This is a genomic window from Paraburkholderia sp. 32, assembly GCF_050435345.1.
GTDB classification, from domain to species: domain Bacteria; phylum Pseudomonadota; class Gammaproteobacteria; order Burkholderiales; family Burkholderiaceae; genus Paraburkholderia; species Paraburkholderia tuberum.
Map to the genome: position 1 here is coordinate 2,815,249 of NZ_JBNDKD010000003.1, position 21,243 is coordinate 2,836,491.

17 protein-coding genes and 1 pseudogene are annotated in these 21,243 nt (G+C 65.5%); 9 read left to right on the top strand and 9 right to left on the bottom strand.

The window, feature by feature from the left end; all coding sequences use genetic code 11:
* Positions 1-28 precede the first annotated feature (28 nt).
* The 3 genes from lptC to kdsD are packed head-to-tail and all read right to left on the bottom strand — an operon-like array spanning position 29 to position 2,156.
* The gene (lptC, locus tag OKW26_RS35900) at positions 29-616 is read right to left on the bottom strand and encodes an LPS export ABC transporter periplasmic protein LptC (protein WP_018419357.1); all 588 of its coding nucleotides are present in this window, start codon (positions 614-616) and stop codon (positions 29-31) included.
* Positions 613-1,173, bottom strand: a complete 561-nt coding sequence (locus OKW26_RS35905; protein WP_184026959.1) for a KdsC family phosphatase — start codon at positions 1,171-1,173, stop codon at positions 613-615. Before OKW26_RS35905 ends, lptC begins: the two co-directional genes overlap by 4 nt.
* The gene (gene kdsD / locus OKW26_RS35910) at positions 1,173-2,156 is read right to left on the bottom strand and encodes an arabinose 5-phosphate isomerase KdsD (RefSeq protein ID WP_184062475.1); all 984 of its coding nucleotides are present in this window, start codon (positions 2,154-2,156) and stop codon (positions 1,173-1,175) included. Before kdsD ends, OKW26_RS35905 begins: the two co-directional genes overlap by 1 nt.
* A 206-nt stretch (positions 2,157-2,362) precedes the next feature.
* Here kdsD and OKW26_RS35915 point away from each other — a divergent pair, with 206 nt between their 5' ends.
* The 5 genes from OKW26_RS35915 (at position 2,363) to purU (ending at position 7,717) form a co-directional block, all read left to right on the top strand.
* The gene (locus OKW26_RS35915) at positions 2,363-4,360 is read left to right on the top strand and encodes a cation:proton antiporter (RefSeq protein WP_090802948.1); all 1,998 of its coding nucleotides are present in this window, start codon (positions 2,363-2,365) and stop codon (positions 4,358-4,360) included.
* A gap of 81 nt (positions 4,361-4,441) precedes the next feature.
* The gene (locus tag OKW26_RS35920; protein WP_184062472.1) at positions 4,442-5,008 is read left to right on the top strand and encodes an adenine phosphoribosyltransferase; all 567 of its coding nucleotides are present in this window, start codon (positions 4,442-4,444) and stop codon (positions 5,006-5,008) included.
* 173 nt (positions 5,009-5,181) lie between these two features.
* Complete coding sequence (locus tag OKW26_RS35925; RefSeq protein ID WP_184027294.1) at positions 5,182-5,796, top strand: LysE family translocator; 615 nt, start codon at positions 5,182-5,184, stop codon at positions 5,794-5,796.
* 73 nt (positions 5,797-5,869) lie between these two features.
* The gene (locus OKW26_RS35930) at positions 5,870-6,763 is read left to right on the top strand and encodes an NUDIX hydrolase (RefSeq protein WP_090802952.1); all 894 of its coding nucleotides are present in this window, start codon (positions 5,870-5,872) and stop codon (positions 6,761-6,763) included.
* An 84-nt stretch (positions 6,764-6,847) separates the two neighbouring features.
* Positions 6,848-7,717 carry a formyltetrahydrofolate deformylase gene (purU, locus tag OKW26_RS35935; protein ID WP_090802954.1) on the top strand — a complete coding sequence of 290 codons (870 nt, stop codon included), beginning with the start codon at positions 6,848-6,850 and terminating at the stop codon, positions 7,715-7,717.
* A gap of 58 nt (positions 7,718-7,775) precedes the next feature.
* Here purU and OKW26_RS35940 read toward each other — a convergent pair whose 3' ends face one another.
* The 3 genes from OKW26_RS35940 to uvrA all read right to left on the bottom strand — a co-directional run bounded on the left by OKW26_RS35940 (position 7,776) and on the right by uvrA (position 13,280).
* The gene (locus OKW26_RS35940) at positions 7,776-9,002 is read right to left on the bottom strand and encodes a PepSY-associated TM helix domain-containing protein (protein ID WP_429356565.1); all 1,227 of its coding nucleotides are present in this window, start codon (positions 9,000-9,002) and stop codon (positions 7,776-7,778) included.
* 284 nt (positions 9,003-9,286) lie between these two features.
* On the bottom strand, positions 9,287-10,372 hold the full coding sequence (locus OKW26_RS35945) for an AI-2E family transporter (RefSeq protein ID WP_184062467.1): 1,086 nt from the start codon (positions 10,370-10,372) through the stop codon (positions 9,287-9,289).
* 34 nt (positions 10,373-10,406) lie between these two features.
* The gene (uvrA, locus tag OKW26_RS35950) at positions 10,407-13,280 is read right to left on the bottom strand and encodes an excinuclease ABC subunit UvrA (RefSeq protein ID WP_184062465.1); all 2,874 of its coding nucleotides are present in this window, start codon (positions 13,278-13,280) and stop codon (positions 10,407-10,409) included.
* Between the two features lie 302 nt (positions 13,281-13,582).
* Between uvrA and OKW26_RS35955 the strand changes: the two genes are divergently transcribed.
* The gene (locus OKW26_RS35955) at positions 13,583-14,770 is read left to right on the top strand and encodes an MFS transporter (protein ID WP_184027022.1); all 1,188 of its coding nucleotides are present in this window, start codon (positions 13,583-13,585) and stop codon (positions 14,768-14,770) included.
* Positions 14,771-14,916: 146 nt separating this feature from the next.
* On the top strand, positions 14,917-15,447 hold the full coding sequence (locus OKW26_RS35960) for a single-stranded DNA-binding protein (RefSeq protein ID WP_429356566.1): 531 nt from the start codon (positions 14,917-14,919) through the stop codon (positions 15,445-15,447).
* Between the two features lie 149 nt (positions 15,448-15,596).
* Here the strand turns inward: OKW26_RS35960 and OKW26_RS35965 are convergent, their stop codons facing one another.
* Entirely contained in the window at positions 15,597-16,397 is an 801-nt protein-coding gene (locus tag OKW26_RS35965) for a hypothetical protein (protein ID WP_429356567.1), read from the bottom strand.
* Positions 16,398-16,658: 261 nt separating this feature from the next.
* Between OKW26_RS35965 and OKW26_RS35970 the strand changes: the two genes are divergently transcribed.
* Positions 16,659-18,305 carry a methyl-accepting chemotaxis protein gene (locus tag OKW26_RS35970; protein WP_429356568.1) on the top strand — a complete coding sequence of 549 codons (1,647 nt, stop codon included), beginning with the start codon at positions 16,659-16,661 and terminating at the stop codon, positions 18,303-18,305.
* A gap of 45 nt (positions 18,306-18,350) precedes the next feature.
* Here the strand turns inward: OKW26_RS35970 and OKW26_RS35975 are convergent.
* Together OKW26_RS35975 and OKW26_RS35980 are read right to left on the bottom strand one after the other, a co-directional pair.
* A pseudogene (locus OKW26_RS35975) lies at positions 18,351-18,875 on the bottom strand (c-type cytochrome); the annotation flags it as partial.
* A 3-nt stretch (positions 18,876-18,878) separates the two neighbouring features.
* A complete protein-coding gene (locus tag OKW26_RS35980) occupies positions 18,879-19,766 on the bottom strand; it encodes a LysR family transcriptional regulator (RefSeq protein WP_429356569.1) in 888 nt (295 codons plus the stop codon).
* Between the two features lie 95 nt (positions 19,767-19,861).
* Between OKW26_RS35980 and OKW26_RS35985 the strand changes: the two genes are divergently transcribed.
* Positions 19,862-21,226: an MFS transporter gene (locus OKW26_RS35985; RefSeq protein ID WP_429356570.1), complete on the top strand. Its 1,365-nt coding sequence runs from the start codon at positions 19,862-19,864 to the stop codon at positions 21,224-21,226.
* Positions 21,227-21,243 lie beyond the last annotated feature (17 nt).

The window sequence follows — 21,243 nt, forward strand, 5'->3', positions numbered from 1 at the left end:
TGGAATGGATTACCCGGTATGCGTTGGCTTAGTGGCCGGAATCGGACGCGGCGATTGCGCCTCTTACATTGCCGAACAGTTGCATAAACCGGGTGACATTGTTGTATTTCATGCCGCTGGCAGTCATCACGGACATGCCGCGCTGAAGTTTAACTGGCTTTTCAGTCTCGATCACATCGTCGTTGACGAGGACCCTGAAATGCTCGGAATCGGCCTGCATCTGCGGATCGCCGCCGCCGGGCGCGCGCAGGATGCGCGCGTTCTGGTACAGATTGACGATCGACGCATCCGCGTTGACCGTGCCCGTGTCGCCGGTCGCGGTGACGATCGGCTTGCCGGGCTGGAACGCACGCATCGCCGGCTTGACGAGGTCGCTCATTTCGTCGTCCTCGTAATGGACCAGCGACTGCGCGGTCAGCCGGTACTGCGTCGCGCCTGACTGGTCGAGCTCGGACACCGAAAAGTTGTCGGCGAAGTAGTCCGGCGTGTGTTCCTTCGGGCGCACCTCGTCGTCGGTCTTGCGCGGCAACGTGGCTTGCAGCAGCCACCACGTGATGCCGGCGAGCGCCGCCATCGCGATGAGCGGGATCAGCGAAGTCAGGCGAAACTGGTTCATCCCACGAGGCCCCGTTGCTCGCCGCTGCACGCCGCCGCGAGCAGTGCTTCATATTTGTGCTGGGCACGCAGCAGCGTGTCGCACACTTCGCGCGCCGCGCCGTAACCGCCGCGCGCCTCGCTGACCCAGTGGGCGCGCGCGATCACTTCGGGATGCGAATTGGCCGGCGCGGCCGCGAAGCCGACGCGCAGCATCACCGCGAGATCGACCCAGTCGTCGCCCATGTAGCCGCAGTCCTCGGCGGTGAGGCCGGTTTGCCGCAGCAGGTCGGCGAACGCCTGTGGCTTGTCCTGCACGCCCTGGTAGACATGCGCGATGTTCATTTCTTTCGCCCGCGCGGCCACGATGCCGGACTTGCGCCCGGTGATGAGCGCCGTTTCGATGCCGGCCTGGCGCAGCAGCTTCATGCCGTGGCCGTCCATCGAGTTGAAGCCTTTCATCGTGTCGCCTTCCGCCGTGAACAGCAGGCCGCCGTCGGTCAGTACGCCGTCGACGTCGAAAATCATCAGCTTCACGCGGCTTGCGCGTTCGGTAGCGGTAGGGGGAGCAACGGCCATCAGATCACCTTCTTCGAAAACAGGTCGTGCATGTTGAGCGCGCCGATCAGCTTGCCCGTTTCGTCGACGACCAGCATCTGATTGATACGATAGCGCTCCATCAGTTCCACGGCTTCGACCGCGAGATGATCCGGCCCGATCGTGCGCGGGCCCGCGGTCATCACCGAGGCGATCGGCAGGTGGCGGAAATCGCCGTCGCGTTCGAGCACGCGGCGCAGGTCGCCGTCGGTGAAGATGCCCGTCACACGGCCCTCGCGGTCGACGACCGAGGTCATGCCCATGCGCTTCGCGGTCAGTTGGAAGAGGGCATCGCTGACGGTTGCCTCGGGGGTGACCTGCGGCAACTGGTCGCCGGTGCGCATGACGTCGCGCACGTAGGTGAGCAGGCGTCGGCCGAGCGCGCCGCCCGGATGCGAGCGCGCGAAGTCGTCGCGGCCGAAGCCGCGCGCGTCGAGCACCGCGACCGCGAGCGCATCGCCGAGCGCGAGCGCGGCGGTGGTGCTGGCGGTGGGCGCGAGATTCATCGGACAGGCTTCCTTCGCGACGCCGGAATTCAGATGTACATCCGCGAGTTGCGCGAGGCTTGAGCCAGGACGGCCCGTCATCGCGATCAGCTTCGCGCCGATCCGCTTGATGAGCGGCAGGATCGCCATCAGCTCCTCGGTTTCGCCCGAATTGGACAGCGCGAGAAATACGTCGTCGGCGGTGACCATGCCGAGGTCGCCGTGGCTTGCTTCCGCCGGATGCACGAAGAACGCGGGTGTGCCGGTGCTTGCCAGCGTGGCCGCGAGTTTGCGGGCCACGTGGCCGGATTTGCCGATGCCGGAGACGACCACGCGTCCACGGCAACCCAGGATGAAATCGACCGCGCCGACGAAACTGCCGTCGAGCTGGTCGCGAAGCGCGCGCACGGCGTCCGCTTCGATGTCGAGTACGTCGCGAGCAAGCGTGAGTGCCCTGTCGCCATTGATTTTCGCTATCATTCGCGGAGTATAGCAAAGGCGCCTGTTCGCCGCGCCGGGCCTGCTGTGCCGAGCCGCTGTCTGCATCGGCCTGTCGACAATCCCTTTTTCAGCTGCTTTGCCGCCTTTTTGCAGCTTTTTTGCCGGCCCAATCAATCATCTCGCACGGCGTTCTCGTGCGCGGTTCCGCTGACGAACGAGGACGCTTCACCCATGCGTTTTTGCCGATGATTTCCCCGCTCGAAATGACGCTGTTTCTGCTGCTGGCATCGGTGGCGGGCGTGGTGATCTTTCGCTTCCTGAATCTGCCGCCGATGCTCGGCTACCTGACGGTCGGCATCGTCGTCGGGCCGCATGCGTTCGGGCTGATTCCCGATTCGGCGGGGGCGCAGAATCTCGCGGAATTCGGCGTCGTGTTCCTGATGTTCTCGATCGGGCTCGAGTTTTCGCTCGCCAAGCTGCGCACGATGCGCCGGCTCGTGTTCGGACTCGGCTTGCTGCAGGTGATCGGCACGGTCGCGGTGGCCGTGTCGCTCGGCTTCGTGCTCGAGCGTTGGGTGCATATCACGTGGCAGGCGAGCGTCGCGCTGGGCGGCGCGCTGGCGATGTCGTCGACGGCGATCGTCAGCAAGATGCTCGCGGAGCGGCTCGAAATCGAAACCGAGCACGGCCGCAATATCTTCGGCGTGCTGCTGTTTCAGGATCTCGCGGTGGTGCCGCTGTTGATCATCATTTCGGCGCTCGGCGGCCGCTCGGAGAATCTGGTCAGCGCGCTCGGCGTCGCGGCGATCAAGATCGTCGTGGCCCTCGCGCTGCTGCTGATCGTCGGGCAGCGCTTCATGACGCGCTGGTTCAACGTGGTCGCGCGGCGCCGCTCGCAGGAGCTGTTCGTCCTCAATCTGCTGCTGGTGACGCTCGGCGCCGCGTTCATCACCGACAAATTCGGGCTGTCGCTCGCGCTCGGCGCGTTCATCGCCGGCATGCTGATCGCCGAGACGCCGTATCGGCATCAGGTCGAAGAGGACATCAAGCCGTTTCGCGACGTGCTGCTCGGGCTCTTCTTCGTGACCACCGGCATGCTGCTCAATCCGCGCGTGATCTGGGAGCATCCGCTCGTCGTGCTGGCCTTTTTCCTCGGCCCGGTGCTGCTGAAATTGGTCATGATCACCGGCCTTGCGCGGCTCTTCGGCGCGACGCCGGGCGTCGCGATGCGTACCGGTATCGGTCTCGCGCAGGCGGGCGAGTTCGGCTTCGTGCTGCTGAACCTGATCCTCGACCGACATCTCGTCGACGCGACGCTGTTGCAGGCGATTCTCGCCGCGATGCTGCTGTCGATGCTCGCCGCGCCGTTCATGATCCAGAACGCGGACCGTGTCGTGCTGCGGCTGTCGTCGACCGAATGGATGATGCAGTCGTTGCAGATGACGCGCATCGCCACGCAAAGCCTGAAGCAGAGCGGCCACGTAATCATCTGCGGCTACGGCCGCGCCGGGCAGAACCTCGCACGCATGCTCGAGCATGAAGGGCTCTCGTATGTCGCGCTCGATCTCGATCCCGACCGTGTCGCGGCGGCCGCGGCAGCCGGCGAATCGGTCGTGTTCGGCGACGCGGGGCGGCGCGAGTCGCTGCTGGCCGCCGGCCTGCATCGCGCGGCCGCGATCGCGATCACCTACGCGAACACGCCGTCGGCACTGCGCGTGCTGCACAACATTCACGAGATGGAGCCGACGCTGCCGGTCATCGTGCGCACCGTCGACGATGCCGATCTGGAGAAACTGCTCGCCGCCGGCGCGACGGAGGTGATTCCGGAGATCGTCGAGGGCAGCCTGATGCTCGCGTCGCATACGCTCGTCGTGATGGGTGTGCCGATGCGGCGCGTGGTGCGGCGCGTCGAGGAGATGCGCGACGAACGCTATTCGCTGTTGCGCGGCTATTTCCACGGCGCCGACGACATCGACGACGACGACGGCCACGAGCAGGTGCGGCTACAATCGGTGCCGGTCGACGAGAGCGCCGACGCGGTGGGCCGTACGCTCGCCGAGGTTGGCCTGTACGAACTCGGTGTCGAAGTGACCGCGATCCGCCGGCACGGCATCCGCGGCGTCGAACCGGACCCGTCGACGAAACTGCGCGCGAGCGACATCGTGGTGCTGCGCGGTCTGCCCGAACAACTGGCGCAAGCCGAGGAGCGGCTGTCGAAGCATCGCCGCGCCGCTGCGGCCTGAACCCGTGAGCCTGGCCCGTTCTGGCGGGCGACCCTGATTCAAGCCTTTCACCGGACCTGTCGAGGTCCATCCGGAGACATCATGTCCAAGGCGCTCGCGAGCGCGCCGCTCGATGCGGCCGACTACATCAGAAGTCACATTCGCACGGTGCCCGACTGGCCGCAGCCGGGCGTGCAGTTCCGCGACATCACGCCGCTGCTGCGCGAGCCGAAGTCGCTGCGTGTGCTGATCGACCTGTTCGTGCAGCGCTATATCGACGCGAAGCTCGACTACATTGCCGGGCTCGATGCGCGCGGCTTCATCATCGGGCCGATCGTCGCCCATGAGTTGAGCGTTGGCTTCATCCCGATTCGCAAGGCGGGCAAACTGCCGTACAAGCGGATCTCGCAATCGTATGAACTGGAATACGGTACCGCGACCGTCGAGATTCACGAGGATGCGTGCGAGCCGGGCGACCGCGTCGTGATCATCGACGATCTGATCGCGACCGGCGGCACGATGATGGCCGGCAAACTGCTGCTCGAGCGGCTCGGCGCGGTCGTCGTGGAAGGCGCGGCGATCGTCGATCTGCCGGAGCTGGGCGGCTCGAAGCTGCTGGGCGAGGGCGGTCTTGCGCTCTATACCGTGACGAGTTTCGACGGTCATTGAACCGGGGAGGTAGTCACGGCGCGTGCCGTGACGCGCGGTAGCGTTTCCCGCCGTACCAGCGGCTAAAGTCGCATGAGCCCCACAAGCCCCGTTGGCCGGGCAAAACCAACCGGGCTCAACGATATGGCTCACCCATCATGGTTCACCAGTCGCCCAACCAGAAGACCACCACGATGCCCAACTTCCTGCTGTTTCTTGCCACCTCGATCGCGATCACCGTGGCGCCCGGCCCGGACAATCTGCAGGTGCTCGCGCGCGGCATCTCGCAGGGCCGCGCGGCCGGCCTGGTCGCCGCGCTCGGCTTTGCCGCCGGCATCACGTTTCATACGACACTCGCGGCGCTCGGCGTCGCCGCGCTGCTGCGCTCGTCGCCGCTCGCGTTCGAAGCGATCAAGCTCGCCGGCGCCGCGTATCTGGTGTGGATCGGCATCAAGGCGCTGCGCAGCCAGGGCCTCGCGACCGCGCACGAGCGTGCGCCGCAGCCGCTTTCGACGGTGTTTCGCCAGAGTGTGCTCGGCAATCTGATGAATCCGAAGGTCACGCTGTTCTTCGTCGTGTTTCTGCCGCAGTTCGTGCAGCCGGACGGCGCGCAGAGCGTCACCGTGCAGATGCTGGAGCTCGGCGCGCTGTTCATGCTGCAGACCGTCGTGGTGTTTTCGCTATTCGGCGTGTGCGCGGGGATCATCGGCGGCTGGCTCAGACGGCGCCCGCGCGTGGGCCTGTGGCTCGATCGCGTGGCCGGCGCGACGTTCATCGCGATCGGGATTCGCGTCGCCTTGCGCGACTGACAGTCGTCACGCCATCCGCCCGCTTCTGCTTTGCCCCGGTTCGCCACCACGGCGGACAGTTTGGAGTTTTCCGATGACTTTGCCCTGCATCACCGCCGCGCGCCGCTTCGACGCGAACGCGCATCGGCCGTTTCTGATCGGCGCCGAACAGGTCGGGTGGATTCGCGAGCGCGACGTGCCGCTGCTCGCGCGCTGGCCCGACGTGTTCGAGATGGCGAATGACGGCGTGACGCTCTGCGCCACGTTCGACACCGTCGATCTGCGCAGCGCGGCGCTCGCTTCCGTGATCGGCGCGCTCGCCGCCGATGGCCGCATCCCCGGCTGGCGCAACGAGACGTACGCGATCCGCAATGCGTTCGACGCGCCGCCGCTCGCGTATATCGAGCGCGCGGCGTCGCGTTTCTTCGGCACGATGACCTACGCGGTGCATCTGAACGGCGTCGTAGAATATGCGGATGGCGGGGCGCCCTTTGGCGGAGCGCCCTTTGGCGGGGCGCCGCGTGGCGCACCGCAATTGTGGATCGCGCGCCGCAGCGATACCAAGGCGACCGACCCCGGCATGCTCGACAACGTCGTCGCAGGCGGGATCGGCTGGGGCTTCGGCATCGCCGAGACGATCGTCAAGGAGTGCTGGGAAGAGGCGGGCATTCCGGCGCAGATCGCGGCGAGCGCAGTCGCGGGCCGCACCGCGCACGTGCTGCAATCGCTGCCGGAAGGCACGCAGGCCGAGCAGATTTTCATCTACGACCTCGCGCTGCCCGCCGACTTCGCGCCGCGCAACCAGGACGGCGAAGTGGGCGAACACCGGCTCGCGCGCATCGACGAAGTCGCGCGCTGGATCGAGGAAGGCGCGCTGACCGTCGATGCCAGCCTCGCGACGCTCGATTGCCTGCTGCGCCGCCGCTGGATCGACGAGGACGCGTGCGAGGGCATCGACGCGCTGTTCGCGCCGCCGGCGCTGGCCTAGCTCAGGCTCATCAGTCGAGCTCAACCCGTGCAGCCAGTACCCACTGAAACAAACCACGCATTGAACAAGGGAGTCACCGAGGTCATGTCGACCGATCACAGCTTTATCCTCAAACTGTCGTGCGCCGACCGGCCCGGCATCGTTCACGCCGTGTCGGGCTTTCTGTTCGAGCGGGGCAGCAATATTCTCGACTCCGCGCAGTTCGGCGACAGCCGCACCGGCGAGTTCTTCATGCGCGTGCATTTTCAGCAGGTGGGCGGCGATCCGGGGCTTGACGCGCTGCGCGCGTCGTTCGTGACACTCGCCGAGCAGTTCGGCATGAGCTGGGAATTGCACGACGCGAACGTGAAGCCGCGCGTCGTGATCATGGTGTCGAAGATCGGCCACTGCCTGAACGATCTGCTGTTCCGCTACCGCACCGGTCAGTTGAACATCGACATCCCGGCGATCATCTCGAACCACAAGGAGTTCTACCAGCTCGCCGCGAGCTACGACATCCCGTTCCATCATTTCCCGCTGCTCGGCGGCACGCCCGAAGCGAAAACCGCGCAGGAAGCGCGCGTGCTCGAAGTGATCAACGAGCATCAGGCCGACCTCGTGGTGCTCGCGCGCTACATGCAGATCCTGTCGCCGAACCTGTGCGAGGCGCTCGCCGGCCGCGCGATCAACATCCACCACTCGTTCCTGCCGAGCTTCAAGGGCGCGAAGCCGTACTACCAGGCGTTCGACCGCGGCGTGAAGCTGATCGGGGCAACCGCCCACTATGTGACGACCGATCTCGACGAAGGTCCGATCATCGAGCAGGAAGTCGAGCGCGTGGACCACAGCATGACGCCGGAACAACTGACGGCGATCGGCCGCGACGTCGAGTGTGTGACGCTCGCGCGCGCGGTGAGGTGGCACGTGGAGCATCGCGTCGTGCTGAACGGCAGCAAGACGGTGGTGTTCCGCTAGGAGCCGCGCCAGTAAGACTGCGCCGGTCGAGGCCGGCGCGTCCCTTTACCTGCTCGCGTTACGAACGCGCTGCCGCGCCGCCCGTGCTTCTCGCGAGATTCGCGTTTTGCGCGGAACGACGGCGCGCGGTCAGCTTCTTCAGCCAGATCAGCAGGCCCGTGACGCTCAGCACGGCCACCGCCACCCCCACCGCGCTGATCAGAATCCGCCCCCCGAGACCGAGGATGCGCCCCGAGTGCAGCGGAAACTGCACCTGCAGGAAGATGTCGCCGGCCGTGCCTCGGCCGGGAATCCGCGCGGCGAGCCGCTTGCCGGTGGCGGCGTCCCAATACATCCACGGGTTGCCGAGGCCGGTGTCGCCGTGGTCGTTGCCGGACGTGTAGAAGCCGACGCCATACGCGTGCATGAATTCGGCGTAGTAGAGCCCGCCCGGCGGCGCGGCGACATGCATTTCCTTGCCGGCCTGCCCGGCGAGTTCGACGATGCGCTCGCGGCTCAGCACCTGATCGCCGGGTTGCGGCGCGCGCAGGATTTCGGGGTTGCTGAACGGATCGGGTGTCAGCGTCGACAGTCGTGACACGATCGGCCGCACCACCTGGGACGACAGATTCATCGAAATCGACGTCAGCGCGACGATCGCCAGCAGACCCCAGATCCATACGCCGCCGGAGCGGTGCAGATCGAACGTCAACGCATAGCCGCCGCGTTTCAGGCGGAACGTGAACGACTTGCGCCAGGCCTTCAGGCTCGGAAACGACAGGCACAGCGCAATCACGCAGTCAAAGAGCCACACGATGCCGACGATCCCCATCAGCCAGGTGCCAAGGTCGACACCGCCGGTAAACGGCAACTGCAGCGTGTAGTGCAGCTTGTAGATGAACGGAATCAGGTTGAGTCGCGCGAGCGACACGGCGCCCCACTCGCGGCGTCCCTGGATCTCGCCGGTGACGGGATCGACGGCGATCTGATTGAAATCGAGCGGATAGGGCTGCTTCGTCGCCGGATCGGTGCGCGGCAGCACCATCATCTGCAGCGTGTGGCCCGGTTCGACCGCGAGCGGCAGATAGGTCACCCGAAGACGCGGATCGGCGGCTTCGACGCGATTCGCCAGTTCGAGGCCGGACAGCGTCGGCCCGACCGTGCGAGCCTGGTAAAACGACGGGTTCAGCGCGGCATCGAACTCGTGGTCCCACGCGATGATCGCGCCCGTAAGGCCCGCGACCAACAGAAACAGTGCGGTCGCGACGCCGAACCAGCGGTGCAGGCGGACAAGCTGGCGTCTCATGCGCGAGCCGGCAACGCGCAACAGGGACCCAGACGGAGACGCGGGTGGGAGATCAGGCGAAACGTCACGATGCGGACTGGGTGTAAATAGGAATTGTTCGCATCTTAGGGGTTGACGCGGTCGGCTGCAAGTTTTCTGTCAGCAAGAGGCGACGATGCAGGGTCACGGGAAGCAAAAAAAAGCGGCACCGAAGTGCCGCTTGCGCTTTCGTCGGCTGCATGGACTGCCGCGTGTGCTGCAGAGCGCTAGTGAGTGCTGACTTTTGCTACTCGACCCAGCCCAACTCACACCAACCGCAAATAAATGAGCTCCCGCTTGATGTACGCATAAAAAATCGGCGCCGCGATGACCCCGGCGATACCGAACGCCGCTTCCATCACCAGCATCGCGATCAGCAGCTCCCATGCGCGCGCCTCGATCTGCCCGCCGACGATGCGCGCGTTCAGGAAGTACTCGAGCTTGTGAATCAGGATCAGGAACACAAGTGACATGATCGCCGCCGGAAAACTCACCGACAGCGCGACCGCGACGATGATCGTGTTCGAGATCAGATTGCCGATCACCGGCAGCAGACCCACGATGAACGTGACGAGCACGAGCGTCTTCGACAGCGGCAGCTGGTCGTGGAAAACCGGCAGGATCACGAGCAGGAAGATCGCGGTGAACACCGTGTTCAGCGCGGAGATCTTCACCTGCGCGAATACGATGCGGCGAAACGCGTCGGCAAAACGCGTGACGCGCGTGACGAACGCGGTGGACAGCGGCAGCCGCTGGATATGCTTCTGCGCGCCGACCGCGATGATCGCGCCGATGATCATGCCGAGCAGCACGTGCGTGAACGCGCGCGCCACGGTCGTGCCGCTTTGCTGCAGCATGTTCGCGTGCGTGTGCATCAGTTCGGCGGCCTTCGTCTTCATCTGCTCGGTGTCGACCGGCAGATAGTTCGCGACGAATTGGGGAATCCTGCCGCGCGCCTGGTCGATCAGTTGCATGGCCTGATCGAGCAGAGCCTGCACGCTCGGCACGTCGTTCTCGAAATGCGAGATGATGCCGAGCGTGAGTCCCGTCAGCGCGCCGACGATCAGCGTCGACAGAATCACCACCGCGAGCCAGCGCGCCCGCTTGCTCGACATGTGACGCTCGATGCGCGGCGCGATCGTATGCACGAGCTGAAACACCAGCAGCCCGGCGAGCAGCGCGCCGAGCAGCTTCAGTTCGATCACCGCCCACATGCCGAACAGCATCACCACGTAGCTGCCGATCTCGACCGCCGACAGCTTCGGCAGACTCATGTCGCTGGTCAGCCTGACCGGGCGCGGGCGCAGGTCCTGCACCCGATCTTCTTCGCGCGCCTGATTACGCTTGGTCATGGCTTATCCCGTCTCCAACCTCGGTAGTGCAGCGTTACTTTGTGGTGGCGGCGCGCTTGAGCAGCGGCGCCAGATATTTGCCGGTAAAACTGGCCTTCGACTTCGAGACCTGCTCGGGCGTGCCCTGGGCGATGATCTGCCCGCCGCCGGCGCCGCCTTCGGGGCCGAGATCGATGACCCAGTCCGCAGTTTTGATTACATCGAGATTATGTTCGATGATCACGACGGTATTACCCTGGTCACGCAACCGGTGTATGACTTCCAGCAACTGCGCGATATCGTGAAAGTGCAGGCCGGTAGTCGGTTCGTCAAGGATGTATAGCGTGCGACCGGTATCACGCTTGCTCAGTTCCAGCGACAGTTTCACACGCTGCGCCTCGCCGCCCGACAGCGTGGTGGCCGACTGACCCAGGCGAATATAGCCGAGACCCACGTCCAGCAGGGTTTTCAGCTTGCGCGCGACGACCGGCACGGCCTTGAAGAACTCGTACGCGTGTTCGACCGTCATGTCGAGCACTTCGCTGATGTTGCTGCCTTTGTACTGGATATCGAGCGTTTCGCGGTTGTAGCGCTTGCCGTGGCACACGTCGCACGGCACGTACACGTCGGGCAGGAAGTGCATTTCGACCTTCAGCACGCCGTCGCCCTGGCACGATTCGCAGCGCCCGCCCTTCACGTTGAACGAGAAGCGCCCCGGATCGTAGCCGCGCTCCTTGGCGGCCGGCACGCCCGCGAACAGCTCGCGGATCGGCGTAAAAAGGCCCGTGTAGGTGGCCGGATTCGAGCGCGGCGTGCGGCCGATCGGCGACTGATCGACGTTGATCACCTTGTCGAAGTGTTCGAGGCCCTCGATCGACTCGTACGGCGCCGGCTCCGTGGCCGAGCCGTACAGATGATGCGCGACCGCGTGATACAGCGTGTCGTTGATCAGCGTCGACTTGCCCGAGCCGGACACGCCGGTCACGCAGGTCAAAAGACCCACCGGCAGATCGAGCGTGACGTTGTGCAGATTGTTGCCGTACGCCTCGACGATGCGCAGGCGCCGCTCGTCGGGATCCTTGCGCTCGTCGGGGTATTCGATCGTGCGCGCGCCAGACATGTATTGGCCCGTCAGCGACGCCGCGTTCTTCTGCACCTCTTTCGGCGTGCCCTCGGCGATCACCATGCCGCCGTGCTCGCCGGCGCCCGGGCCCATGTCGACCACATAGTCGGCCATGCGGATCATGTCCTCGTCGTGCTCGACGACGATCACCGAGTTGCCGAGATCGCGCAGATGCTTGAGCGTCGAGATCAGCCGGTCGTTGTCGCGCTGATGCAGGCCGATCGACGGTTCGTCGAGCACGTACATCACGCCGGTCAGCCCCGAGCCGATCTGGGAAGCGAGGCGAATGCGCTGCGCTTCGCCGCCCGACAGCGTTTCGGCGCTGCGTTCGAGCGACAGGTAATCGAGCCCGACGTTGTTCAGGAACATCAGACGCGCGACGATTTCCTTGACGACCTTGTCGGCGATCTCGCGCTTCGAGCCTTCGAGACGCAGGGTCTGGAAGTAGCCGAGCGCATCGCGCAACGGCCAGCCGCTGATCTCGAAGATGCCGCGCGCGTCGCTGTCCGCGCCGATGCGCACGAAGCGCGCCTCGCGACGCAGCCGCGTGCCCGCGCACGCCGGGCATGGCTGGTTATTCTGGTATTTGGCGAGTTCTTCGCGCACCGCGGACGAATCCGTTTCGCGGTAGCGCCGCTCCAGATTCGGGATGATCCCTTCGAACACGTGCTCGCGCACCGACGTGCGGCCGCGCTCGTTGATGTACGAGAACGGAATTTCCTGCTTGCCCGAACCGTACAGCAGGATCTTGCGGACTTTCTCCGGCAGGTCCTCGAGCGCGGTGTCGATGTCGAAGTCGTAGAACGCCGCGAGGCTCTGCAGCATCTGGAAGTAGAACTGGTTGCGCCGGTCCCAGCCCTTCACCGCGCCCGCCGCGAGCGACAGCGACGGATGCGCGACCACCCGCTTCGGATCGAAGAACGTAATCTGGCCGAGGCCGTCGCATTCGGGGCACGCGCCCATCGGGTTGTTGAACGAGAACAGGCGCGGCTCGAGTTCCTGCAGCGAATAGGAGCAGATCGGGCAGGCGAACTTCGAGCTGAACAGGTGCTCCTTGTCCGTATCCATTTCGAGCGCGATCGCGCGGCCGTCGGCGAGACGCAGCGCCGTTTCGAACGATTCGGCAAGGCGCTGCTTCACGTCGGGGCGCACGCGCAGACGATCGATCACGACGTCGATCGTGTGCTTGTCGTTTTTCTTCAGCTTCGGCAGAGAGTCGACTTCATAGATTTTCGCGGTGCCTTCGTTGGCGGTGCCGCCGCCCGAGCGCACGCGAAAGCGCACGAAGCCTTGCGCCTGCATGTCCTCGAACAGATCCGTGTGCTCGCCCTTGCGATCGCTGACGACGGGCGCGAGGATCATCACGCGCGTTTCCTCGGGCAGCGCGAGCGCCGCGTCGACCATCTGCGACACGCTTTGCGCTTCGAGCGGAATCTCGTGATCGGGGCAGTAGGGCGTGCCGACGCGCGCGAACAGCAGACGCAGATAGTCGTGGATTTCGGTGACGGTGCCGACCGTCGAGCGCGGATTGTGCGAGGTCGCCTTCTGTTCGATCGAGATAGCCGGCGACAAGCCTTCGATCAGGTCGACGTCCGGCTTTTCCATCAGTTGCAGGAACTGCCGCGCATAGGCGGACAGACTTTCGACGTAGCGCCGCTGTCCTTCCGCATACAGCGTATCGAACGCCAGCGACGATTTGCCGGAGCCCGAAAGCCCCGTGATAACGACGAGCTTGTGACGCGGTAGGTCGAGATTGACGTTCTTCAGGTTGTGGGTGCGAGCCCCACGAATACGGATTTGTTCCACGGATTTATTCCATGAACTGCGGAAAGGGAAAGAGGCCAAACCTGCTACTATAACGACTTTTCCAGACCGCCGTTACGGTGTGCTGACAGCGGGAAAAAGGCGAAACTGGGGCCGTTTTCCGTGAGTACAAGATGCCGCGAGGGACGAGCGGGGGCGATGGGGCACGGGCTTTGCGCGTCTCGTCGGCGCGGACCCGCCGATATGCCGGGGCTAGCCGCCTGCCTGTTCGTTCTGCTCCACTGTGCCGGCGGCCAAGGCTGTCCCCACGGGCTCGCCGCCCGGTTCATTCAAACAACGCTTCGATGTCCAATCCGTCCGCCATCTCCACACGCATGAGCGCGCCCGAATTGCGCGCGACCGTGTCGCTTGCCGCCATCTTCGCGCTGCGCATGCTGGGTCTCTTCATGATCATGCCGGTGTTCTCGATCTACGCGAAGACCATTCCCGGCGGCGAAAACGTGCTGCTCGTCGGCATCGCGCTCGGCGCGTACGGCGTCACGCAGTCGATGCTCTACATCTTCTATGGCTGGATCTCCGACAAGGTCGGCCGCAAGCCGGTGATCGCGACGGGCCTGCTGATCTTCGCGATCGGCAGCTTCGTCGCGGCGGCCGCGCACGACATGACGTGGATCATCGTCGGCCGGGTGATTCAGGGGATGGGTGCGGTGTCGTCGGCGGTGATCGCGTTCATCGCCGATCTGACCTCGGAGGAACATCGCACGAAGGCGATGGCGATGGTCGGCGGCAGCATCGGCGTGTCGTTCGCGGTCGCGATCGTCGGCGCGCCGATCGTGTTCCACTGGCTCGGCATGAGCGGGCTCTTCACGCTGGTCGGCGTGTTCTCGATTCTCGCTATCGGCGTCGTGATATGGGTCGTGCCCGATGCGCCGAAGCCGGTGCATGTGCGCGCGCCGTTCGCCGAAGTGCTGCACAACGTCGAGTTGCTGCGTTTGAATTTCGGCGTGCTCGTGCTGCACGCCACGCAAACTGCGCTGTTCCTCGTCGTGCCGCGCATTCTCGAAGCGGGCGGGCTGCCGGTCGCTTCACACTGGAAGGTGTATCTGCCGGTGATGGGGCTGTCGTTCGTGATGATGGTGCCGGCGATCATCGCCGCCGAGAAGCGCGGCAAGATGAAGATCGTGCTGCTGTCGGCGATCGCTCTTATCCTGATCGGCCAGTTGTTATTGGGCGTTGCTCCGCATACGATTCTGAGTGTGGCGGCGATCCTGTTCGTGTACTTTCTCGGCTTCAATATTCTCGAGGCCTCGCAGCCTTCGCTGGTGTCGAAGCTCGCGCCCGGTACCCGCAAGGGAGCCGCGGCCGGCGTGTACAACACCACGCAGTCGATCGGTCTTGCGCTGGGCGGAATGGTCGGTGGCTGGCTGCTGAAGGTGAACGGCCAGAGCGCGGTTTTCTTCGCCTGCTCCGGGCTGGTATTTTGCTGGCTTATAATCGCCGCAAAGATGAAACAGCCGCCGCGCAAGGCATAACACAGCGTACTCGGGGCACCTCCCGAATCATCCAGAACTCACCCGGCGGCGGGCAGAGGCGCTCTTCTGGTCTCGGGCCTGCCGGCCGCGAGACGCGAACCGCGTAGTGCCGCGCCGCCTGCAACAGGAATCAACAGGAGAAATTCATGGCATCCGTGAACAAGGTCATTCTGGTCGGCAACCTCGGCGCCGATCCGGAAGTCCGCTATCTTCCGAGCGGCGACGCAGTGGCGAACATCCGCCTTGCGACGACGGACCGCTACAAGGACAAGGCGTCGGGCGAGATGAAGGAAGCCACCGAGTGGCACCGCGTCGCGTTCTTCGGCCGCCTCGCGGAAATCGTGGCGGAATATCTGAAGAAGGGCTCGTCGGTGTACCTCGAAGGGCGCATCCGCACGCGCAAGTGGCAGGCGCAGGACGGCACCGATCGCTATTCGACCGAGATCGTCGCGGAGCAGATGCAGATGCTCGGCGGCCGCGGCGGCGCGTCGATGGGTGGCGGCGATGAAGGCGGTTATAGCCGTGGCGACCCGTCGGAGCGCAGCGGCGGCGGCGGTGGTCGCGCGATGTCGTCGGGCGGCGGTTCGCGTGGCGGTAGCGGCGGTGGCGGTGCGAGCCGTCCGAGCGCGCCGGCTGGCGGCGGCTTCGACGAGATGGACGACGATATTCCGTTCTGATCGTTGCGGCTCGATGCCGAGCCGACCAGCGTCCCGCTGATCGACACAAAAACAGAGGCCCGCTTTCTGCCAGGAAAGCGGGCCTTTCTGCCTTCTGTTTGCCGGCATTTTTTACGTCACGCGCGCGGACGGGGCATTCCGTCAGAAACTCACCGACTCAAATGCTCCAACGTATCCCGCAACGGCAGACTCGAAATCACGATCGGCCCGGTGAACGGCGTGTCGAGATCGACGATCACATAAACCGCCGAAGCAATCGACACCGCTCCCAGCGATATCGTCACCAGCGCCAACGCATTACGCGGCGCGATCAACCCGAAGCTCAGAAAGATCACGCCTAGCCAGAACGTCAACGTCTTGAAGAACGGCTGCGAAATCGAGCTGTGCGCTTCCTCGATGATTTTCCAGCGCGCATCGATGACGTGCCGGTACTGCGTCAACGCGTCATCGAGTGCACGTTGCTGCAACGCATCCTGCGTGCGCAGCTGTCGCAATTGCCGCCCCACCGTGGTCAGCATGTCGCCCAGATGCACGTTTTCTAGTTGCTGCGAATTGCCCGGCGGCCCGAGATCGCGCGGATAGTCGCCGCTCGGCGCGGGCTCGCGCGGCCATGTCGAAGCGATCGCCGCCGCCGTGTACTGGCGCAACAGGCGCCGCGATTCGTCGGCCGCGCTGCCGAGCTCGCGCAGTGTCGAGTCGAATTCGATCAGTTCGGCCGCATAGCTGCGCATATCGTTCGACGCGGTGTCGAAGCTCGCTTTCGCCGATGCCGTCATCAAACCCAGCACCAGCGCGGCGAACGTCACCAGCATGCCGATCACGAGCTGCACGAGCTGTACGGTCTCGTGTGCCTTATGCTCTTCCGGCAGCAGCGGCCGCACCCCGACGCCGAGGCCGGTGGCGATCAGCAGCAGCGCGAACACGAGTACGGCCGAACCGATTTCCGACATGGGCGCGCTCCGGGCAGGAAGGGGCTTCGACAGAAGGGCTTCAGCAAACGGGCTTCGAGACTCTATTGATGTAACGCAAGCCGGGCGAGCGATCAACCATAAAGTTTTCGGCCGATACGCCGTTGTCCCGAATGTGCTGTTTGCTTAATTTTCAGATAAGTTGCGGACCGGGCCGAACGGCGTGGGCGCAGCCTGCGTGGCCATGCAGCTATCGTCAACGATACGGAATCATCGGCCGGGCAGCCCAAGGAGACCAGTCCGATGTTGAAAAAGCTGTCGATTCGCACCAGCCTTACCCTGATGATCGTGTTCTTCGGCATCGTGCTGCTGCTCGGCGCGGCCGCGGGATTGTTGTCGCTGCGCTCGTCGAACGCGTCGCTGCAACAGATGTACACGGTCGACACGCCCGCCGTCGCCGACCTCGAAGGCAGCGCCGGCCAACTGCTGCGCCTGCGGCTCGCGCTCGCGACGTACGCGTCGCTCGTCGCGCTGAACGATCAGGACGGCGCGAACGCCGTGCTCAAGCGCTTCGATCAGTACCGCAAAGCCTCTGACGAGCGGCTTGCCCACTATTTGAGCCATGCGGGCACGGATGCCGATGAGCAGCGTCTGATCGCCGACATGCAGCAGAAGCGCGACGCGTTCCTGCACGACGGCGTCGACCCGACCCTCGCCGCGCTGAAGTCGAGCGACACCAACGCCTTCCAGCAATTGCAGGCGCATAAACTGCCGTCGCTGTACAGCGCGTACGAGAAGGCCATGCTCGCGCTCGAGCAGTTGCAGCTCGATCACGGCGCACAGCGCTACAAGGATGCGCAGGACCTGTTCTACGCGATCAGCACGGCGGTGGCGATCGGCATTGCGCTGTCGCTGGTCGGCGGCTTGCTCGCCCGCTTCGTGCTCGTGCGCGCGATCGTCACGCCGGTCGATGCGACGATCGCGCAGTTCCAGCGCATTGCCAACGGCGACCTGAGCGGCCGCATCGAGGTGCTCAGCGACAACGAGATGGGCCGTCTCGCGGCCGCGCTGCGCAAGATGCAGGAGTCGCTGATCGCGACGGTCAACGCGGTTCGTCAAGGTACCGATTCGATCGATACCGGCGTCAGCGAGATCGCGGCCGGCAACGCCGATCTGTCGCAACGCACCGAGGAGCAGGCGGCGGCGCTCGAGGAAACGGCCGCGAGCATCGAAGAGCTGACCACGACGGTCAAGCAGACGGCCGACAACGCGAAAGAGGCGAGCTCGCTCGCGCAGGGCGCCTCGACGCTGGCCGCGCAGGGCGGCGAGCTGACCGAGCAGGTGGTCGGCACGATGCACGGCATCGTCGACGATTCGCGGCGGATTGCCGATATCGTTGGCGTAATCGAGGGCATCGCGTTCCAGACCAACATCCTCGCGCTGAACGCCGCGGTCGAGGCGGCGCGAGCGGGCGAGCAGGGACGCGGCTTCGCGGTCGTCGCGAGCGAAGTGCGCTCGCTCGCGCAGCGCAGCGCGGCGGCGGCCAAGGAGATCAAGGGCTTGATCGACGCGTCGACCACCCGCGTGGAGCAGGGCTCGCAGCTCGTCGAGCGCTCGGGCACGACGATGAACGACATCGTCGGCGCGATCGCGCGCGTCAGTTCCATCATGAACGAGATCGCGGCGGCGGCGCTCGAACAGAGCACCGGCATCGATCAGGTCAATCGCGCGGTCGGTCAGATGGACGAGGTCACGCAGCAGAACGCGGCGCTCGTCGAGCAGGCGGCCGCGGCGGCGAGTTCGCTGGAAGATCAGGCGCGGCGCCTGTCGACGGCGGTGGCGGTGTTCCGGACCGGCAGCGAATCGCGCAGCCGTGCTCCAGCGCCCGGCGCGACGCTGGCCGGTGTTGCCGGCGAGCGGAGACTGGACAGCGAGTTTGTCGCGGCGTAACGCGAGCCGTTGCGCTGCGTCAACCCGCGACCTCTCACCGTCCCACTACTGCATGGCCGCGTAATACCTCGCCACGGCATCGATTTCCTCGGGCGTCATCTGCCGCGCGACATTGCGCATCTGCTCGTTGATGTCGTTGCGCCGCGCGCCCGAAGCGAACGCCTGCAACTGCGCGGCCAGATAGGCCGCCGACTGTCCGCCGAGCCACGGCGCCGCGCCCTTGCGATCGAGTTGGCCATGACACGCGGCGCACGCTGCGATATTGCGTTGCGGGTCGCCCTGCATCACGAGCCTGGTTGCTGTCGCATCGGGTCCTTCGCCGGCTCGGGTCTTCTCGGCCGCCGCGGGGAGCGGGAGCGACGCGTAGTACACCGCCAGATCGTGCAGATCCTGGTCGCTGCGTCCCGCGATGATTGCCTGCATGACCGCGCTTTGCCGCTGGCCGCTCTGGAAGTCGCGCAATTCCTTGTAGGGCACGTCGGCGTACTGCCCGGCCAGCGCCGGCGCGGTGACCTGCACGGTGCCGAGTACGCCGTGGCACATCGAGCAGTGCTGCGTCGCGATCGTCGCGCGTCATGCGAAGAGCCGCACGAGCGCATCACGTGCATTGCTGACCAACTCGCTTTCGCCCGGACGCCGCGGCAGCAGATGAAACTCGATGGCGGGCAGCGGTGGCAAGCCGAAGTTCGCGGCACACGCCACCACGCCGCCGCCGAGCGACGACTCGTTCAGACAGGAAATCCCGAGCCCCGCCTTCAATGCGAGCTGCAGGCCCGCGACGCCCGACGCCGAATGCGACACCACGTACGGTACCTTGTGTTGGTCGAGCAGCTTGACGGCGAAGCGCTGCAACTGACACGTCGACGGCAGCAGCACCAGTTGATACGGCGCGATGGGGCGGGTGGCGGCATCGGCGCAACTGGCCCATAGCAGCCTTTCGCGCCGCACGACGATGCTCGCGGCACCGGCACCCGCGCCGCGTGCACGCAACTGGCCTGTGACGAGCCGCGCCGACAAACCGATGTCGAACGACGCGTGATCGTCCGCGCCGCTGTCGATCACCGCGCTCGGCAGCACCGTCACGTGCAGCTTCAGCCGCGGATGCTGTTCCGAAAACGTCTTGAGGATGCGCGCGATGTCGTGCGGCCGGTAGTAATCGGTGATCGCGATGCGCAGCTCGCCGTCGAGCGAGCGGCCTTGCAGGTCGTCGAAGGCCGCTTCGCTCATCGCGATGATGCGGCGCGCATGCTCGAGCAGGCGCTCGCCCGCGGACGTCGGACTCGCACCCTGCCGGCTGCGCACGAGGAGCGGCTGGCCGGCGCGCTCCTCGAGCTTCTTCAGCTGCTCGCTTACCGACGACTGCGACAGGAACACGCGCTCAGCGCCTGCCGACACCCCGCCCGATTCGGCGACGGCGACGAAGGTCCGCAACTGCGCAAGGTCGAAACCACGCTGGCTCATGATTCGGTTTTTCCGATGGTGGCGATCTAAATTTCCGGCTTTGCCGATGGAATGCCAAGCCGTAGCATACCCTCGAATGACACACGGAGGGTGTGATGGAAAACGGATCGATGACAGCGTCGGGCGGCACCGGCGAGCGCGGCGCGCGGCATCGCTGGAAGGTGCTGGGCGTTGGTTTTGCCGCGAATGCGAGCTTTTCGGCGGCATTTTCGGGGATTCCGACGACAGCGGTGTTCCTGCGCTCGGACTACCACCTGGGCAACCACGGGCTCGGCCTCGTGCTCGGCATGCTCGGCCTGGGCATTGCGGTCAGCGAGTTGCCGTGGGGGCTGCTAACCGACCGCTGGGGCGATCGCCGGGTGCTGCTGCTCGGCTTGCTGTCGACCGCGGTCGCGCTCGCCGGTCTCGCGCTGTTCGTGTCGCCGGGCGGCGCGCAGGTGCCCGGCATCGTCCCGCTCGCGCTCGGGCTGCTGTTGGTCGGACTGCTGGGCGGCAGCGTCAACGGATCGAGCGGCCGGGCGGTGATGGCGTGGTTTCGCGAAGGCGAGCGCGGCCTCGCGATGAGCATCCGCCAAACCGCCGTGCCGGCGGGCGGTGGACTCGGCGCAGTGGTCCTGCCGGTGCTCGCCTCGCACTTTGGTTTTGCGAGCGCCTATGCGGTACTGGCGTTGGCGTGCGCGATCACCGCATGGTTCGCGTGGCGCTGGCTGCACGAGCCCGCACACACGGACGATACGCCGGCGCCCAAAGGAGTGCGCGCGGCTGCGACGGCCCGTGCTGCGGCGGCCAACGGTCGGAGGTTGGACTCCTCGAACGTCAGCGCACCGCCGCCGATGATCTCCCCATTGCGCGACATCGCGATCTGGCGCGTCGCGCTCGGCGCGGGCGCGCTGTGCATGCCGCAGATTGCCGTGATCACATTCGGCACGGTGTTCCTGCACGACTTCGGGCGTGCCGGCGTGTTCGCGATCAGCGCGACGATGGCCGCGGTGCAGACTGGCGCCGCGATCGCGCGGGTCTGGAGCGGCGCGTGGACCGACCGGCGCGGCAACCGCCGCGCGTATATGCGGGCATGCAGTCTGGTGACCGCCGTGCTGTTCGTGCTGCTCGCGCTCGCGACCGGGCTCATCGGGCTGCGTCGCGCCGGGGCGGTCGCGCCGTTCGCGCTGATGATCGTACTCGGCGGAGTTAGCGCGTCGGCGTGGCACGGCGTCGCGTTCACCGAACTCGCGACGCTCGCCGGTACTCGCCGCGCGGGCACCGCGCTCGCGATGGGCAACACCTGCGTGTTCCTCACGCTGTTCGTGACGCCGCTTGCGATTCCGGCGCTGCTGTCTATCGGAGCATGGCCGCTGGTGTGGACGGTGGCGAGCGCTTGCGCGTTGCTCGCATTGCCGGTGTTTCCGCGCGCCGCGTCGACGCGTGCGATGCGCGCGACGCGTGCTTGCGATGCGGCGTGAGACATGGGGCGAACAGC